We start from the raw sequence: 16,736 nt of genomic DNA on the forward strand, positions 1-16,736 counted from the left end.
CGGAGGGAAGATCATGGCTTCGACGTCCGTAACGCTCACCCTGCCCGTGCTGCCGCTCGATGACGAGGTCGTGCTGCCTGGGATGGTCGTTCCGCTGGACCTGTCCGATGCAGAAGTGCGCGGTGCCGTCGAGGCCGCTCAGGCCGCCGCCGCGGGGGACAAGCCGAAGGTGCTGCTCGTGCCCCGGATCGACGGGAAGTACGCCGGCACCGGGGTGCTCGGGACCGTCGAGCAGGTGGGGCGGCTGTCCGACGGGGACCCCGGGGCGCTGATCAGGGGGCGCGGCCGGGTCCGTATCGGGGCCGGCACGACCGGGCCGGGGGCCGCCCTCTGGGTCGAGGGCGAGACCGTGGACGAGGCCGTCCCGGATCCGCTGCCCGGGGCCGTCACCGAGCTCGTCAAGGAGTACAAGGCGCTCGCCACGAGCTGGCTCAAGAAGCGCGGCGCCTGGCAGGTCGTGGACCGGGTGCAGCAGATCGAGGGGGTCGGGGCCCTCGCGGACAACTCCGGCTACTCCCCGTTCCTGACCGTCGAGCAGAAGGTGGAGCTGCTGGAGACGGCCGACCCCGTCGCCCGGCTGCGCCTCGCGGTCAAGGCCCTCAGCGACCACCTCGCCGAGCAGGACGTGGCCGAGTCCATCGCCAAGGACGTCCAGGACGGCGTCGACAAGGTCCAGCGCGAGTTCCTGCTGAAGCGGCAGCTCGACGCCGTGCGCAAGGAACTGCGCGAGCTGAGCGGGGAGAAGGACGGCGAGGAGTCCGACGACTACCGGGCCCGGGTCGAGGCCGCCGACCTGCCCGAGAAGGTACGGGAAGCCGCCCTCAAGGAGGTCGACAAGCTGGAGCGTTCCAGCGACCAGTCCCCGGAGGGGTCCTGGATCCGCACCTGGCTGGACACGGTGCTCGAACTGCCCTGGAACGAGCGGACCGAGGACGAGTACGACATCCGCGGAGCCCGCGCCGTCCTGGACGCGGAGCACGCAGGGCTGAGCGACGTGAAGGACCGGATCACCGAGTACCTGGCGGTGCGCAAGCGCCGCTCCGAGCGCGGGATGGGCGTCGTCGGCGGGCGCAGGGGCGGGGCCGTGCTGGCGCTCGTAGGCCCTCCGGGCGTCGGAAAGACCTCCCTCGGGGAGTCCGTGGCCCACGCCATGGGGCGCAAGTTCGTCCGCGTGGCCCTCGGCGGAGTCCGCGACGAGGCCGAGATCCGCGGACACCGGCGTACGTACGTGGGCGCGCTGCCCGGCCGGATCGTACGGGCGATCAAGGAAGCCGGGTCGATGAACCCGGTCGTCCTGCTCGACGAGATCGACAAGGTCGGCTCCGACTTCCGGGGCGACCCGGCGGCGGCACTGCTCGAAGTCCTCGACCCCGCCCAGAACCACACCTTCCGCGACCACTACCTGGAGGTGGAACTGGACCTGAGCGACGTCGTGTTCCTCGCCACCGCGAACGTGCTGGAGGCCATCCCCGAGGCCCTCGCCGACCGTATGGAACTGGTCCGCCTCGACGGCTACACCGAGGACGAGAAGGTCGTCATCGCCCGCGACCACCTGCTGCCCCGGCAGTTGGAGCGCGCCGGCCTGGCCGCGGAGGAAGTGGTCCTGGAGGAGGACGCGCTGCGCAAGCTGGCGGGGGAGTACACCCGGGAGGCGGGCGTGCGCACCCTGGAGCGTTCCCTCGCGCGGCTGCTGCGCAAGGTGGCCTCCCAGCACGAGCTGGGGGAGCGGGAGCTCCCGCTGCGGATCGGCGCCGGCGACCTGCGGGCGCTCATCGGGCGGCCGCACCACGTACCGGAGTCCGCGCAGGACCCGGCCGAGCGGCGCACCGCGGTACCGGGCGTGGCCACCGGCCTCGCCGTGACCGGGGCGGGCGGTGACGTCCTGTTCGTCGAAGCCTCGCTGGCCGACCCCGAGACGGGCGCGGCCGGGCTCACGCTGACGGGCCAGCTCGGAGACGTGATGAAGGAGTCGGCGCAGATCGCGCTCAGCTTCCTGCGCTCGCACGGCGCCGAGCTGGAACTCCCCGTCGCCGACCTGAAGGACCGGGGGGTGCACATCCACTTCCCGGCGGGCGCGGTGCCCAAGGACGGTCCGAGCGCGGGCATCACGATGACGACGGCGCTGGCCTCGCTGCTGTCGGGCCGGCAGGTCCGCACGGACGTGGCCATGACCGGCGAGGTCTCGCTGACCGGGCGGGTGCTGCCGATCGGCGGGGTCAAGCAGAAGCTGCTGGCCGCACACCGGGCCGGGCTGACCACCGTCATCATCCCGAAGCGGAACGAGGCCGACCTGGACGACGTTCCGGCCGAGGTGCTGGCAGGGCTGTCGGTGCACCCGGTGACGGATGTACGCCAGGTCCTGGAGCTGGCCCTGGCCGCGGACACGGTCCCGGTGGCCGCCGTGGCCTGATCCGGACCGCGGGCCTGATCCGAGCCGCGGCCTGGTCCTGGCCGCCGCGGTCTGATCCGGGCCGCCGGACATCCGGCCGGGTGGCCAAGGGCCCGGGGTTCCCCGCTCCGGCGGGGCCCCGGGTCCCCGGCGTACCCGCTGCGAAATACTGGTGGGCCACACACCAGCGAAGGAGCGGGCCTTGCACGGGACCGAAGACCAGGAGTTCCTTGCCCTGGAGCGGGAGCTGTCCGTCTTCCTCCGACGGGCCCGCGCCTCCTCCGGGGAGATGGCGCGCGAGCTGCACCCGGAGCTGGAACCGGCCGCGTACGGGCTCCTCGTACGGCTGGAAGCCGCCGGGCGGCAGCGGGCGACCGAGCTCGCCGCGTACTTCGGGGTCGGCAAGGCCACGATGAGCCGGCAGCTGCGGGCCCTGGAGGTGCTGGGCCTGCTGGCCCGCGAGCCGGACCCGGCGGACGGGCGGGCCTTCCTGGTCGGGCTCACCGAGGAGGGCCGGGAACGCTTCCTGCGCGTCCGGGGCGCCCGGCGCGAGCAGTACATGCGCAAGCTCGCGGACTGGGACCGCGGAGAAGTGGCGGAACTGGCGCGACTCCTGAACCAGTTGAACGCGGGCGGGGAGTAGCCCCTACAGCTCCGCGTACGCCGCCGACGCGTCGTCGTGGCGCTTGCCGCGGCGGTGCGCCCGGTCCGGGTCCGATTCCAGCGTGCGCACCCGGTCGATCAGGGACTGCGCGCCCTCCTTGCGCAGCACGGCCAGGCATGCGGTCCAGTCGCCCTCCCCGAACGTGTCCGTCCACCGGCTGGCCCCGTCCGTGAGCGCCGCCACCGCCCGCACCTGCGCGCGCGGCGTCAGCCCGGTCACCGCCCGGGCCGCCACCTCCGGGTCCGCGGCAGCGGTGAAGAAGCCACCCTCCGCGTTGCGCAGCGCGTCGGTGGAGGCCTCCGTACGCAACCGCTCGCGCGGGATCCGGTCCAGCCGGTCGTCGAGGACCGCGCGCACCTCGCCGCCGGGCGCCTGGAGGAGGAGTACGGAATCCGAGAGCACCAGGTGTTCGACGCGGGACTCGTCCCAGCGGACCACGACCACCGTCGCCTGCGGCGTCCGGACGTGAGAAAGGTCACACGTGTCGCGATGGGCGTCCGCGGTGACGCGGATGGCCGCCGCCAGGACCCGGTCGAGAGGCATGTCCCGGCGCGATACGGACAGTTCGGTCAATCGGCCGCCCAGCCGGGCCGCGAACCACGGCACCCCGTGCACGCATCCGACCTCGCCCGGAGGCGGGGTGACCCCGTCGAGGGCGACCAGGACGCCGCCGCCCGAGGCGGGGATCGAGGCCGACAGCCAGTCCTCGTTGGGGCGTTCCGGGTTGCCGGGGGCTGAGGAGAGATCGATGCGCATACGGACATTCTGCCCGCGCGGGGCTCCGTAGGGCCGGGAAGAGCCGGGGAAGGTCCGGACCAAAGCGGGACGGGTGGGGCGCGAAGGGACTCCCGGGGTCGGCGGGGTGACCCTCGTCATGTGGGCGGGCATCCTGCCAAAAGCCGCATCGATCTTTCAACCACCCGTCCACGGCGGGGCTCTGACAGCCGATCGCCGAGTTGGTCGCCCCCTCTTCCGTGCTGTTCACTCCTTCGTGTGGCCGGGCGGGCGATGTACGGCCCTCTTCCCAACTCACTGCGAGGGTCTGAAGCGGTGCGGCGGTACGGCGCGGCGGTACAACGGAGGCGGGCGACCGTTTGCGGTGACCGGCCGTCACCCCGGCTCCCACAGGCAACAAGCACGAGCAGCACACGTAAACAGGATTGCGAGCACCGGTGCAGAAGAAGCGGCCGCGGAAGAACGGCACCGTCGCGAACGGCACCGCACCCGACGGCGGCCCGGTCGCCCCGACCGCTCCCGCAGGGCGCCGCGTCCGCGTGCGCCGCAGGCTGGTCATCGGGGTCGCCGTGGCCGGGCTCGCCGTCCTCGCGGCCGGGGCGCCCGCCGTCCTGTCCGCCTCCGCGGACCTGAAGGACTCCCAGGACCTGGTCACCCTCGCCGACCGGAGCCGGCAGACCCTCACCCTCGCCCACCTGCTCGGAGACGAGCGCGACGCGGTCACCGCGTACGTGGCCAAGGGCCGGCCCGGCGGCGTCCGGGGCAGGCAGGCCGCCGTGGTCCAGGAACGCGCCGCGGGCACCGACCGCCAGCTCGCCGAGGTCCAGGCCGACGCCGACGAGGAACTCGCCCGGGCCCTCGGCCGGGTCGGCGCCGTCCGCACCGAGTCCATCGAGGGCAAGGACAGCGCCCTCACCGCCCACCAGGCCTACTCCGGCGTCATCGCCGAACTCCTCGCGCCGGGCATCCGGCTCGCCGAGCTGACCCCGCCGCGCGCCGCGGACGCCCTCGTCACCACCCGTCCGCTGGGCCCCCTCGGCCAGGCCGTGGAGCAGGCCTCCGCCACCCGCGGACTGCTGCTCGCAGCGCTGTCCGTGCCCGGCGGCGAGCGGCAGCCGGGCTCCGCCTACGTGGACGAACTCGCCGCCGCCGCGCAGCGGGCGCGCGTACGGGAGCAGGGCGCGCTCGACGACTTCGCGCGGGCCGCGCGGCCCGACGTACGCCAGAGCCTCGCCGCCACCGTCACCGGACCCGAGGTCAAGACGGCCGACGACTACCTCAAGCGGCTCACCGACCGGCCGGCCCTCTCGGCCGCCGACCGCAAGCTCGATCCGGGCACCGTCGGACCGGCCCTCACCGCCCGCGTCGACCGGATGCGCTCGGTCGAGGCCACCCTCGCCGGCCAGCGGGCCACCGCGCTCGCCGCCCTGCGCGACGACGACGTGACCGCGCTGGAGGTCACGCTCGCCCTCCTCGGCGTGCTGTTCCTCGTCACCCTCGGCATCTCCACCGCCATCGCCCGCTCCCTGACCCGCCCGCTGTCGGTCCTGCGGCGCGGCGCGGCGCGGCTGGCGACGCCGGAGGGCTCGGTGGAACCGGTCCGGTTCACGGGCCGCAACGACGAGTTCGCCGAGGTGGTGCGCCACCTCAACGCGGTGCGCGACCAGACGGTCTCCCTGCACACCCGGATCGCCGGACTCGACGCCGACCGCCGCCGTCTCATCGGCCGCAACGAGGCGCTCTCGGCCGGCCGGGAGGCGCTGGAGGCAGAGCTCGCGCAGCTGCGGGCCGGGCTGGAAGAGCATCGCCGCATCATGTCGACCACGTCCGTCTCGCTGTCCCTGCGGACCCTGGGGCTCGTCGAGCGCCAGCTCGCCGTCATCGAGGAGCTGGAGTCCGAGGAGCCGGATCCGGACCGCCTCTCCACCCTCTTCAAGCTGGACCACCTGGCGACCGTGATGCGCCGCCACAACGAGAACCTGCTCGTCCTCGCCGGCCAGGAACACGGCCACGGGCAGGGCGCGGCGGTGCCGCTGGTCGACGTCATGCGGGCGGCGGTCAGCGAGATCGAGCGCTACGAGCGCGTCGACCTCGGGGTGCTGCCCTCGTACACGCAGGTCGCCGGACACGCCGCCGACGACGTCTCGCACGTACTGGCCGAGCTGCTGGAGAACGCGACGACCTTCTCGCCGCCGGACGCCAAGGTGAAGGTGTCCGGATGGCTGCTGGACTCCGGCGACGTGGTGCTGTCCGTCATCGACGAGGGCATCGGGATCACCGGGGACCGGCTGGCCACGCTGAACGAGCGGCTCGCCACCCCGGACGCGTACGACGAGGAGCCCGAGTCGGAACACGGCCTCGGCCTCGGCCTGTACGTGGCCGGGCGGCTCGCGGCCCGGCACGGGGTCAGCGCCGAGCTGCGCACCCAGCGGCGCGGCGGTACGGAGGCCCTGGTCGTCGTACCGGCGGCGCTGCTGCCCGCCACCCCGCCGGCTTCGCCGGTCCACACCCTGGGCGCACCGGGCGCACCCGCGCTGCACCTGCCCGGAGTGGTCGCCGAGGCCAACGAGAACACCCTCCCCTCGCGCGTACGGGGCCCTGCCGCCCCCGCGCCCGAGACCCCGGCGTCCCCGGCCCTGCCGGAGCCCGCCCTCGAGGCGTCCCCGGAGCCCTACCCGGCCCCGGACCTTTCGGCGGAGCCCGGCCTGGAGCCGGAGTCTTCGGCGGAGCACGCCCTTGCGTCCGGCCTGGAGCCGGAGCTTGCCCCGGAGTCCGCCTCGGAGCCGGAGTCTTCGGCGGAGCCCGCCCCGGAGCCCGGTCTGAAGCCTGAGCCGTCGGCGGAGCCTGCCTCCGAGTCCGGCCTGGAGCCGGAGTTCGCGGCGGAGCCGGCCCAGGCCCCGGCCCCGGCCTCCTCCGAAGCCGCGGCCGCGGCTGCGGCGCCGGCCGTGACCCCGGCCCCGGACCCCGCCTCCTTCCCCGAGCCGGAGCCCTCGCACGAGACCGCGCGGGCCGCTGCCGCGGAGCCGCCCGCCCGGGTGGCCCCGCAGGCCGCACCGGCTGCGTTCGCACCTCCGGCCGGGCAGCTGCCGCCCACGGAGCAGGTGTTCCGGGTCCCGGCGCCGGTCGAGGTGCCCGCCGACCAGGTGTTCCGCGTACGGCCGCAGGCCCAGGCCCCCGCGGAGGCACCCGCGGAGGCGCTCGCGGACGTATCCGCCGACCAGGTGTTCCGCGTACCGCCGCAGGCCGACGCGCCCGCCGACGCCCGGGCGGCGAAGGCGACCGAGCCCGAGGAAGTCCTCACCGACAAGGGGCTCCCCAAGCGGAGCCCCCGCGTGGTCGCCGCCGGGCGCCAGGACGAGGTGCGACCGGCGCCGGGCCGGGTGGACGCCGACGAGCTGCGCCGCCGGCTCGGCGGGTTCTACCGGGGTGCCCAGGACGGGCGCCGCGTCGTGGAGGCCGAGCTCGCGCAGGACGCCCGGCAGGACCCGCCGCAGGACCCGCCGCAGGATCAGGGGCAGACCGACCGGGGGGACACCGCACAGGAGGCACGCACATGAACGCGTCCAGTACGTACGGACTGAGCACCCAGGCACGCAACCTTCAGTGGCTGCTGACCGACCTCGTCGAGGAGGTCCCCGGGGTCAACTCGGTGGCCGTCGTGTCCTCGGACGGGCTCCTCCTGCTGTCCTCCGATCCGGTCGCACCCGACACGCCCGACACACCAGCCCGCCCCCGCGGCCCCCGCGGCGCGTCCGCCGATCTCGCGACCATCGTCTCCGGCCTCGGCTCGCTCACCACGGGCGCCGCCGCGCTGATGGACGGCGGCTCGGTCAAGCAGACGATGGTGGCCATGGAGCACGGTTCCGTGTTCGTCATGTCCATCAGCGACGGCTCGCTCCTCGGCGTGCACGCCACGCCCGACTGCGACATGAGCGTCGTCGCGTACCACATGGCCTTGTTCGTGGGCCGCGCCGGCCACGTCCTGACCCCCGAAGTCCGCAGTGAGCTGCGCCAGTCGATGGAGAACACCTCGTGAGGAGCCCGGCCTCCGACCGGCTGCCGATACGCGGCGCCGACCGCCGTCCCGCCCGCGTACGCCCGTACTCCCTTACGGGCGGCCGCACCCGCTTCACGCAGATCCTGCACGTCGAGACCTTCGTCGCGGCCCTCGACACCAAGGTGTCCGTGCCGCGCAAGCCCGACCGGATGCCGGAGATGCCTGCGATCGTCGAGATCTGCCGCCGCATGCGGACGATCGCCGAGATCGCCGCACTGCTGAAGCTGCCGCTCGGCGTGGTCCGCGTCCTGGTCAGCGACCTCGCCGACCAGGGCAGGATCCGTGTCTACGGGACCGGCCACGGCAGCGGCCGTCCCGACCGCGCTCTGCTCGAAAGGGTGCTCAGTGGGCTCCGCCGTCTCTGAAACCGGCCTCTTCTCCGCGAACCCGGACGCCGATCCGGACGAGCCCGTACAGCCCTGGCAGTACGACCGCTCGCGCGCGCCCGTCGCCGTGAAGGTGCTGGTGGCGGGCGGTTTCGGGGTGGGCAAGACCACGTTCGTCGGTTCCGTCTCCGAGATCCGGCCGCTGCGCACCGAGGCGGTGATGACCGAGGCCGCCGCTCCGACCGACGACCTGTCCGCGACCCCGGACAAGCACACCACCACCGTCGCCATGGACTTCGGCCGCGTCACGCTCGACGACGACCTCGTCCTGTACGTGTACGGGACCCCCGGCCAGGAACGCTTCTGGTTCATGTGGGACGACCTGGTGCGCGGCGCCGTCGGCGGGATCGTCCTCGCGGACACGCGACGGCTGCGCGACTGCTTCCCCGCGCTCGATTACTTCGAGAGCTGCGGGCTGCCGTACGCCGTGGCCGTCAACCACTTCGAGGGCACGCCTTCGTACGCACCGGACGACGTGCGGGAGGCGCTGACCATACCGGCGCGCGTACCCGTCGTGATCATGGACGCGCGACGCCGGGTCACGGTCCTGGAATCCCTGATGACCCTCGTGGGCCACGCCCTCGACTCGACCCCCGAATAGAGAGCGTGCACATGCGCAAGATACTCGTCGTCGGCGCCGGCCAGTCCGGTCTCCAGCTCGCCCTCGGACTCCAGGCGAAGGGGTACGAGGTCACCCTCATGTCCAACCGGACGGCGGACGAGATCCGCACCGGTCGGGTGATGTCCACCCAGTGCATGTTCGACACGGCGCTCCAGCACGAGCGGGACCTGCAGCTGAACTTCTGGGAGCAGCAGGCGCCGAAGATCGAGGGCCTGGGCGTCTCGGTCTCCGCCCCCGACGGCAGCCGCGCCATCGACTGGCTCGGCAAGCTGAAGGGCTTCGCCCAGTCCGTCGACCAGCGCGTGAAGATGGCCGGCTGGCTCGACACCTTCGCGCAGCGCGGCGGCCAGCTGGTCATCCACGGCGCGTCCGTCTCCGACCTGGACTTCTTCTCCCGTACGTACGACCTGGTGCTGGTCGCGGCCGGCAAGGGCGAGCTGGTCTCGCTGTTCGGCCGGGACGCGGCCCGCTCCCCGTACGACGCCCCGCAGCGCGCGCTCGCCGTGTCGTACGTGGACGGGCTGGCTCCGCGCCCCGAGCACCCGGAGACGGACGCCGTGCGCTGCAACCTGGTCCCGGGCGTCGGCGAGCTGTTCGTGATCCCGACGCTCACCACCTCCGGGCGGGCCGACATCCTGTTCTGGGAGGGGATCCCGGGCGGACCGGTGGATGCCTTCGGCGGCGTGAAGGACCCGGCGGACCACCTCGCGCTGACGCTGGACCTGATGGAAAAGTTCGTTCCCTGGGAGTACGCGCGGGCGACCAAGGTGGAGCTGACGGACGCGGGCGCCACGCTCGCCGGGCGGTACGCCCCCGTCGTGCGCAACCCCGTCGGCCGGCTGCCCGGCGGCGGGCTGGTGCTGGGCGTGGCGGACGTGGTCGTCGCCAACGACCCGATCACCGGGCAGGGTTCGAACTCCGCCGCCAAGTGCGCGGCCTCGTACCTCTCCTCGATCCTCATGCACGGGGACAACCCGTTCGACGAGGCGTGGATGAAGGCGACCTTCGACAAGTACTGGTTCACCAGCGGCAAGCCCACCACCCAGTGGACGAACGCCATGCTCGGCGTCCCGCCGGAGCACGTGCTGAACCTGATCGGCGCGGCCGGGCAGCTCCAGCCGGTGGCGGACCGCTTCGCCAACGGCTTCGACAACCCGGCCGACTTCGACGCGTACTTCTACGACCCCGAGGACGCGGCGGACTACCTGGCGGACGTCGCGGGCGCCTCGGCCTCCGCGTAACCCGTGTCGTCTCCCGCCGTCGCGCCCTCGGGCAGCGGCGGCGGGCTGAAGGCGGCCAGCGGCGCCCCGTCGGGGTCCGGCCGTACCGCGCCGAGCAGCGGATTCGCGGCGATCGGCGAGACCTTCACCTTCGCGCCCGGCCGGGGCGCCTGGATGACCTTGCCGTCGCCGACGTAGAGGGCCACGTGGGTGGCGGTCGGGAAGTACACCACCAGGTCGCCGGGGCGCAGTTCGTCGAGCGGCACCCTGGGCAGCCGGGCCCACTGCTCCTGACTGGTCCGGGGGATCTCGCGGCCCGCGTGCGCCCAGGCCTGCGAGGTCAGTCCGGAACAGTCGAAGGAGGCCGGCCCCTCGGCGCCCCAGACGTACGGCTTCCCGATCTGGGCGGTCGCGTACGTGAGGGCCGTGCCGCCGGCCGCCGTGGGGGTGCGGAGCCGGGGCGCGCCGCCGCTGCCCAGCTTCCCCGAACCGATCAGCTCCCGCTGCGCGGCCGCGGTGTCCTCGGCTTCGCGCGTGCCCAGCTCGGTGAGCTGGGCGGGGCTGAGCGAGGCGAGCATCCGCTCGACCTCCCCCAGCTGGGTGGCGGCCTCCTCCTTGCGCTGCTTGGTCTCGGCGGCGAGCTTCTGCTCGGAGTCCAGGGCCTTGCGGGCGGCGGTGGCGAGGGTGTCGGCCTGCTTCTCGCCCCGGGTGAGCCGCTCCAGCGCGGCGGCCCGCCGGGCACCCTCGCGCTCGGCGACCCGGCGCTGGTCCAGGGCCCCTTGGGGGTCCCCGGCGAACAGCATCCGGGCGTACGGGGAGAACCCGCGGGCCCCCTTGTACTGTTCGCGCGCCAGCCGGCCCGTGGTGGCCTGGGCGTCGGTGACGGCGGTACGGGCCTGGCCGAGCTCGGTGCTGAGCCGGTTCTCCTCGCGCTGCCGGGCGGTGAGGGCGGTCTCAGCGGCGTTGTAGGCCTCGGTGGCCTGCTCGGCGCGCTGGTAGAGGCCTTGCAGACGGGTGAGGAGGACGCCGACGGGTTCGGCGGCGGGGGCGGCCGGCGCCTCGGGCGCTTCGGGCGCCTCCGGTGCCGTGGGTGTTTCGGGCGCTTCGGGCGCTCCCGGGACTGCGGGTGCGGCGGGCTCGGCGTGCTCGGCGTGGGCGACGGGGAGCGGGCCGGCCGCGACGAGGGCGGCGGCTAGGCACGCGGCGCGAAGCAGCCGACGTGTGCGTCGACGTGGCATGGGGTCACCTCCAGGCGGCCGATGCTGCCATGCCCGGTATGACAAATCGCCCAGCCGGGGCGGTCGAGCCGCGCCGCTCACCCGGTCGGCGTACGCCCGCCGGCCGGACCCGATGACACGCGCGAGGCGCCTTCGGCCAAGTACGGGGTGAGGGAACCGGGCCGACCGGGCCACGCCGACCGGGCCGCTTCGGCGGGCCGACGGGGCCTACGGGCCGACGCGGCGTCGGGTCCACGGGGCGTCGGGCTCACGGGCTTACGGGCCGACGGGGCGTCGGGCGCACGGGGGCCGATGGGCCGGCCGGCCCGGGTCAGCCGGCCAGCAGGCGGGCCTTGGCCGCCGAGAACTCCTCCGGGGTGAGCAGGCCTTCGCGGGCCAGGGCGGCCAGTTGGGTCAGGCGGTCGGTCAGGTCGGCCCCGGGGGAGACGGGTCCCGGAGCCCCGGGGCCGGGGTGCGGAGCCGGGCGGCCGGCCGCGGGCTCCCGGGGGGCGGAGGGGGCCACCGGGGCCGCCAGGGGCGAGGGGGCCGGGCCGGGCTGCAGGCTCGGTGCCCGGCCCGGTGCCGGGGCCGCGCCGCCCTGCGGCTCCGGCTCCGGCTCCGGCTGCGCCGCCGTGGCCGCCGGGTGCTGGGACGCGTCCCAGACGTAGGCCCCGCGCGCCAGGATGCCGCGGAGCAGCGGGTGGCCCGAGGGGCGCTGGGAGGGGTTCACCACGGAGCCGATGGGGCGGATGAACATCAGGCCACTCCCAGCCGGTCGGCCGGGAGGCGGACCGCTCCCGCGATCCGGCCGCCCGCCGCGCGGACGGCAATGGCGGCATCCTCGGCCCAGACGTGTTCGACGACCAGGAGGAGCGCGCAGCTGCCGCGGTCCATCAGTTCGGCCGACTCCCTGACGTCCTCCGGGCCGATCAGCGGGGCCGCCTCCCGGTGGGCGAGCAGGCCCCGGAGTTCGACGAACTCGTCGAACTCCACCGACAGCACCGTGCCGGACGCGGTCTTCGTGGCCACCAGCCCGTCGATCAGCCGCACGACCCCGGCCTTGCGCAGCCCCATCACCGCCTCGACCGCCGCGACCCGCAGCTGTTCTTCCGGAAAGGCGAGGACGATGAACTCCGCAGGTCCCATCAGAGGAGACTCCTGATTCGCTACTTCGCTTCCGACCAGTTCTGACGACTCTTCGGCACACTATGACATAAGCGGACATACGGCCCGGCTCCTTGCTACGTTTCCCCGTATGACCGCTCTGACGGCGAAGGTGACGGAACCCGCCCCGCCACCGCCACCCGACGCCCGTGCGCCCAAGCGTCGTGGAGTCGAGCTGTCGCTGCTCTTCGGCGCCGTCCTGATCGCCGTCCTCGGCCACCTCTACGTGGGGCTCGCCACCACCGGCCACATCCCCGCGCCCGCCGCCCACTACGCCGCCGGCCTCGCCGTGGCCGCGCTCGTCGCCCACCTCGCCGTCCGCCTGTTCGCCCCGTACGCCGATCCGCTGCTGCTCCCGATCGCCGTCCTGCTCAACGGCCTCGGCCTCGTCCTCATCCAGCGCCTCGACGTGACCACCCCGAACAACGCCACCGCCGGTGAGCAACTGCGCTGGTCCGCCCTCGGGATGGTGCTCTTCGTGCTCGCCGTCGCGCTGCTGCGCGACCACCGGGTGCTGCAGAAGTACGCGTACCTGTCCGTCGCCGCGGCGCTCGTGCTGATGCTGGTGCCCGTCTTCTTCCCGGCCGTGAACGGCGCGCACATCTGGATCCGGTTCGCCGGGCTCTCCTTCCAGCCGGGGGAGTTCGCCAAGATCCTGCTCGCCGTCTTCTTCGCCTCCTACCTCGCGGCGAACCGCACCGCCCTGGCCCTCACCGGCCGCACCCTCTTCTGGAAGCTGAGGCTGCTGCCCGGCCGGGTGCTCGGCCCGATCCTGGCCATCTGGCTGCTCTCCGTCGGCGTGCTCGTCCTGGAGCGCGACCTCGGGACCTCGCTGCTCTTCTTCGGACTCTTCGTGATCATGCTGTTCACGGCCACCGGCCGGATCGGCTGGATCGCCATCGGGCTGCTGCTCGCGGCCGTGGGCGCGTACGCCGTCGGGACGTTCGAGCCGCACGTGCACAGCCGCGTGGACGACTGGCTGAATCCTTTCGCCTCCATCGAGCGCGGCGACGGCCCCGGTCAGCTCGCCCAGTCCCTCTTCGCCTTCGGGGCCGGTGGACTGCTCGGCGCCGGGCTCGGCCACGGCCAGTCCTTCCTCATCGGGTTCGCCGCCAAATCGGACTTCATCCTCGCCACCGCGGGGGAGGAGCTCGGCCTCGTCGGCCTCACCGCGATCCTGCTCCTCTACGGGCTCCTCGTCGCCCGCGGATTCCGCGCCGGGCTGGCGCTGCGCGACCCCTTCGGGCGGCTCCTCGCCACCGGACTCGCCTCGATCGTCGCGCTCCAGGTCTTCGTCATCACCGGCGGCGTCACCGGCCTGATCCCGCTGACCGGCATGGCCATGCCCTTCCTCGCGCAGGGCGGCTCCTCCGTGGTCACCAACTGGATCATCGTCGCCCTCCTGGTCCGGCTCAGTGACAGCGCCCGCAGGCCCGGACCGGCCGAGGAGGCCGAAGCGTGATCCGCTACATCCGCTGGTGCGCGTACTTCTGCGCCCTGCTGCTCGTCGCCCTGCTGGTCAACGTCGGCCGCGTGCAGGTCTGGGAGGCCGCGGGCTACGGCGCGAACCCGGCCAACAAACGCCCCGCCATCGAGCGGTACGCCGAACCGCGCGGGGACATCACCGTCGACGGCCGTCCCGTCACCGGCTCCCGGGACAGCCGCCAACTGCTGCGCTACGAGCGCACGTACAAGAACGGCCCGCTCTACGCGCCCGTCACCGGTTTCGCCTCCCAGACCTACGGCACCAGCTTCCTGGAACGCGCCGAGGACCCGGTCCTCTCCGGCACCGACCCCGGGCTCTCCGCCTTCCCGCTCTGGTACGAGCTCTCGCGCGGCCGCCCGGGCGGCGGCGACGCCGCCACCACCATCCGGGCGAACATGCAGCTGGCCGCGTACGCCGGGCTCGCGGGCAAGCGGGGCGCGGTCGCGGCCGTGGAGCCGGCCACCGGCAAGATCCTGGCGCTGGTCAGCAGCCCCTCCTACGACCCCGCGGTGCTCTCCGGCACCGGGCCGCGGGTCAAGGAGGCCTGGGAGAAGCTCAACGCGGACCCCGCCAAGCCGATGCTCAACCGCGCGCTGCGCGAGACGTACCCGCCCGGCTCCACCTTCAAGATCGTGACGGCGGCCGCCGCCCTGGACGCGGGCGTGGTCACCGACGTGGACGCGCCGACCGAGACCCCGGACCCGTACCCGTTGCCCGGCACCAGCACCCTGCTGCCGAACGCGGGCACGGGGTGTGCGGACGCCTCGATGGCGGACGCGATCCAGTGGTCGTGCAACACGGTGATGGCGAAGATCGGCGTACGCGTCGGGCTGCGCGGGATGACGGAAGCGGCGCGGCGGTTCGGCTTCAACGACGCGGGGCTGCGCGTACCGGCCTGGGTGTCGCGGTCGAACTTCGACACCGACATGAGCCCCGACCAGCTGGCCCTGTCCTCGATCGGGCAGTTCAACACCAAGGCCACCCCGCTGCAGATGGCGATGGTGGCGGCGGCCGTCGCCAACGGCGGGGAGCTCAAGGCCCCCTACCTGGTGGACCGCACGACCCAGGACGACGGCGACCCGGTCCGCCGTGCCGACCAGCACAGCCTCGGCCGGGCCATGACCCCGCTGACCGCGATGCGGATGCAGGAGCTGATGGTGAAGGTGGTGGAGAACGGCACCGGCCGCAACGCGGCGATCCCCGGCGCCGTGGTCGGCGGCAAGACCGGCACGGCCCAGCACGGCGTCGGCAACGCGGGCACCCCGTACGCCTGGTTCATCTCCTGGGCGGGGCCCCCGGGCGGCCGGCCGCCGGCCGTGGCGGTCGCGGTGGTCGTCGAGGACGCGTCGGCCGTCCGCGGGGACATCAGCGGCAACGGCGCGGCCGCGCCGATCGCCCGCGCGGTGATGGAAGCCGCCCTGTCCACGCCCGCGCGGTCCGCCCCCTGAGCGGAGGTGCGGCTGCGCGGGCTGTCCCCTACCCACCCTTCCCCGTTCCCCGGAGCTCCGCCCCGGCCCCCGGCCCCCGGGGCGGGGGCCGCCTCGGGCCCATCGGCCCCCGCTGCCTGCGGTATCCCGCGCCGCCCACCGCTCAGGTGCCCGCGCCCTCCGCGATGGCCTCCGCCACCTCCGCCACCCGCTGCTCCTCCTCGGCCGCGAACCGCTCCCGGTCGAGGGCCTCGGCGATCTCCTCGTCCTGGCTCATCAGCAGGTCCAGGTTGGAGTTGCCCATCTCGAAGACGCCCATGTCCAGGTACGCCTTCTGCAGCCGCTCGCCCCAGAGCCCGATGTCCTTCACGCACGGCACGATCCGGCTGAACAGCAGCTTGCGGAAGAGCGCCAGGAACTCCGACCGCTCGCTGAACTCCTCCGCCTCGACGCGCGAGATGCCGAAGTTCTCCAGCACCTCCACCCCGCGCAGCCGGTCCCGCATCAGGTAGCAGCCCTCGATCACGAACTCCTCGCGCTCGCGCAGCTCGGCGTCCGACAACTGCTTGTAGTAGTCGCGCAGGGCCATCCGCCCGAACGCCACGTGCCGTGCCTCGTCCTGCATCACGTAGGCCAGGATCTGCTTGGGCAGCGGCTTGTTCGTGGTGTCGCGGATCATCCCGAAGGCGGCCAGCGCCAGCCCCTCGATGAGCACCTGCATGCCCAGGTACGGCATGTCCCAGCGGGAATCGCGCAGGGTGTCGCCGAGCAGCCCCTGGAGGCTGTCGTTGATCGGGTAAAGCATCCCGATCTTCTCGTGCAGGAACCGTCCGAAGATCTCCGCGTGCCGGGCCTCGTCCATGGTCTGCGTGGCGGAGTAGAACTTCGCGTCCAGGTCCGGCACCGACTCGACGATGCGCGCCGCGCACACCATCGCGCCCTGCTCGCCGTGCAGGAACTGGCTGAAGTTCCATGCGGCGTAGTGCCGGCGCAGCTCGCCGCGGTCCCGCTCCGTGAGCTTGGCCCAGTGCCGGGTGCCGTGCAGCGGCAGCGCCTCGTCCGGGGTGCCCAGGGGATCGTACGGGTCCACCTCGATGTCCCAGTCGATGCGCTTGGCGCCGTCCCACTGCTTGTCCTTGCCCTTCTGGTACAGGGCCAGCAGCCGCTCGCGGCCGCCGTCGTACTCCCAGCTGAAACGGGCGTTGCCGGAGGCGGGAACCGGCCAGACGGCCTCGCCCGGATCGTTGGTGTAGAGCTCGTGCGTCGACACTGACGCCCCCTCGTCTCACGTAACCGCGCATGGCGTGGCCGCGTACTTCCGTACGGGACCGGACAGTTGGCAGCGTCACACGTTGGTAGACGCGCGGTC

At 73.6% G+C, this 16,736-nt stretch carries 14 protein-coding genes; 9 read left to right on the plus strand and 5 right to left on the minus strand.

The genetic code is table 11. The features are described from left to right. Positions 1 to 13: 13 nt before the first annotated feature. Both lon and AC3IYI_RS27305 read left to right on the plus strand, forming a co-directional pair. Positions 14 to 2,410, plus strand: a complete 2,397-nt coding sequence (gene lon, locus AC3IYI_RS27300) for an endopeptidase La (RefSeq protein ID WP_489406208.1) — start codon at positions 14 to 16, stop codon at positions 2,408 to 2,410. 181 nt (positions 2,411 to 2,591) lie between these two features. Then, positions 2,592 to 3,032, plus strand: a complete 441-nt coding sequence (locus tag AC3IYI_RS27305) for a MarR family winged helix-turn-helix transcriptional regulator (RefSeq protein WP_243336175.1) — start codon at positions 2,592 to 2,594, stop codon at positions 3,030 to 3,032. Positions 3,033 to 3,035: 3 nt separating this feature from the next. Here the strand turns inward: AC3IYI_RS27305 and AC3IYI_RS27310 are convergent, their stop codons facing one another. After that, the gene (locus AC3IYI_RS27310) at positions 3,036 to 3,809 is read right to left on the minus strand and encodes a protein phosphatase 2C domain-containing protein (protein ID WP_489406209.1); all 774 of its coding nucleotides are present in this window, start codon (positions 3,807 to 3,809) and stop codon (positions 3,036 to 3,038) included. Between the two features lie 416 nt (positions 3,810 to 4,225). On the opposite strand from AC3IYI_RS27310, the gene AC3IYI_RS27315 reads away from it, so the two are divergent. Genes AC3IYI_RS27315 through AC3IYI_RS27335 form a run of 5 tightly spaced genes read left to right on the plus strand, consistent with a single transcriptional unit; the run spans position 4,226 to position 10,094 of the window. After that, positions 4,226 to 7,345 carry a nitrate- and nitrite sensing domain-containing protein gene (locus AC3IYI_RS27315; protein WP_489406210.1) on the plus strand — a complete coding sequence of 1,040 codons (3,120 nt, stop codon included), beginning with the start codon at positions 4,226 to 4,228 and terminating at the stop codon, positions 7,343 to 7,345. Further along, entirely contained in the window at positions 7,342 to 7,824 is a 483-nt protein-coding gene (locus tag AC3IYI_RS27320; protein WP_489406211.1) for a roadblock/LC7 domain-containing protein, read from the plus strand. Before AC3IYI_RS27315 ends, AC3IYI_RS27320 begins: the two co-directional genes overlap by 4 nt. Then, on the plus strand, positions 7,821 to 8,210 hold the full coding sequence (locus tag AC3IYI_RS27325) for a DUF742 domain-containing protein (protein ID WP_489406212.1): 390 nt from the start codon (positions 7,821 to 7,823) through the stop codon (positions 8,208 to 8,210). The genes AC3IYI_RS27320 and AC3IYI_RS27325 overlap by 4 nt, the downstream gene beginning before the upstream one ends. Beyond that, a complete protein-coding gene (locus tag AC3IYI_RS27330; protein WP_489406213.1) occupies positions 8,191 to 8,832 on the plus strand; it encodes a GTP-binding protein in 642 nt (213 codons plus the stop codon). Before AC3IYI_RS27325 ends, AC3IYI_RS27330 begins: the two co-directional genes overlap by 20 nt. An 11-nt stretch (positions 8,833 to 8,843) precedes the next feature. After that, a complete protein-coding gene (locus tag AC3IYI_RS27335) occupies positions 8,844 to 10,094 on the plus strand; it encodes a styrene monooxygenase/indole monooxygenase family protein (RefSeq protein ID WP_489406214.1) in 1,251 nt (416 codons plus the stop codon). On the opposite strand, the gene AC3IYI_RS27340 is transcribed toward AC3IYI_RS27335, so the two are convergent. From AC3IYI_RS27340 to AC3IYI_RS27350, 3 genes are all read right to left on the minus strand, one after another. Beyond that, a complete protein-coding gene (locus AC3IYI_RS27340) occupies positions 10,055 to 11,311 on the minus strand; it encodes a C40 family peptidase (RefSeq protein ID WP_489406215.1) in 1,257 nt (418 codons plus the stop codon). The two genes, AC3IYI_RS27335 and AC3IYI_RS27340, sit on opposite strands and share 40 nt — an antisense overlap. A gap of 310 nt (positions 11,312 to 11,621) precedes the next feature. Then, positions 11,622 to 12,047 (minus strand): SHOCT domain-containing protein, encoded by a 426-nt coding sequence (locus tag AC3IYI_RS27345; RefSeq protein WP_489406216.1) that lies wholly within the window; start codon positions 12,045 to 12,047, stop codon positions 11,622 to 11,624. After that, complete coding sequence (locus AC3IYI_RS27350) at positions 12,047 to 12,436, minus strand: DUF6325 family protein (protein ID WP_489406217.1); 390 nt, start codon at positions 12,434 to 12,436, stop codon at positions 12,047 to 12,049. Before AC3IYI_RS27350 ends, AC3IYI_RS27345 begins: the two co-directional genes overlap by 1 nt. A gap of 109 nt (positions 12,437 to 12,545) precedes the next feature. On the opposite strand from AC3IYI_RS27350, the gene AC3IYI_RS27355 reads away from it, so the two are divergent. Beyond that, a complete protein-coding gene (locus AC3IYI_RS27355; RefSeq protein ID WP_489406218.1) occupies positions 12,546 to 13,916 on the plus strand; it encodes an FtsW/RodA/SpoVE family cell cycle protein in 1,371 nt (456 codons plus the stop codon). Beyond that, complete coding sequence (locus AC3IYI_RS27360; RefSeq protein ID WP_489406219.1) at positions 13,913 to 15,388, plus strand: penicillin-binding transpeptidase domain-containing protein; 1,476 nt, start codon at positions 13,913 to 13,915, stop codon at positions 15,386 to 15,388. Before AC3IYI_RS27355 ends, AC3IYI_RS27360 begins: the two co-directional genes overlap by 4 nt. Positions 15,389 to 15,530: 142 nt before the next feature. On the opposite strand, the gene AC3IYI_RS27365 is transcribed toward AC3IYI_RS27360, so the two are convergent. Beyond that, positions 15,531 to 16,637 carry a ferritin-like domain-containing protein gene (locus tag AC3IYI_RS27365; RefSeq protein ID WP_489406220.1) on the minus strand — a complete coding sequence of 369 codons (1,107 nt, stop codon included), beginning with the start codon at positions 16,635 to 16,637 and terminating at the stop codon, positions 15,531 to 15,533. Positions 16,638 to 16,736 lie beyond the last annotated feature (99 nt).

The organism is Streptomyces sp. GL_148 (genome assembly GCF_057834205.1).

What these genes read in the sequence shown, in the direction of transcription:
- lon (WP_489406208.1), top strand. Translation starts at nt 14, where the DNA reads ATGGCTTCGACGTCCGTAACGCTCACCCTGCCCGTGCTGCCGCTCGAT.
- AC3IYI_RS27340 (WP_489406215.1), bottom strand. Translation starts at nt 11,311, where the DNA reads ATGCCACGTCGACGCACACGTCGGCTGCTTCGCGCCGCGTGCCTAGCC.
- AC3IYI_RS27310 (WP_489406209.1), bottom strand. Translation starts at nt 3,809, where the DNA reads ATGCGCATCGATCTCTCCTCAGCCCCCGGCAACCCGGAACGCCCCAAC.
- AC3IYI_RS27335 (WP_489406214.1), top strand. Translation starts at nt 8,844, where the DNA reads ATGCGCAAGATACTCGTCGTCGGCGCCGGCCAGTCCGGTCTCCAGCTC.
- AC3IYI_RS27320 (WP_489406211.1), top strand. Translation starts at nt 7,342, where the DNA reads ATGAACGCGTCCAGTACGTACGGACTGAGCACCCAGGCACGCAACCTT.
- AC3IYI_RS27355 (WP_489406218.1), top strand. Translation starts at nt 12,546, where the DNA reads ATGACCGCTCTGACGGCGAAGGTGACGGAACCCGCCCCGCCACCGCCA.
- AC3IYI_RS27345 (WP_489406216.1), bottom strand. Translation starts at nt 12,047, where the DNA reads ATGTTCATCCGCCCCATCGGCTCCGTGGTGAACCCCTCCCAGCGCCCC.
- AC3IYI_RS27350 (WP_489406217.1), bottom strand. Translation starts at nt 12,436, where the DNA reads ATGGGACCTGCGGAGTTCATCGTCCTCGCCTTTCCGGAAGAACAGCTG.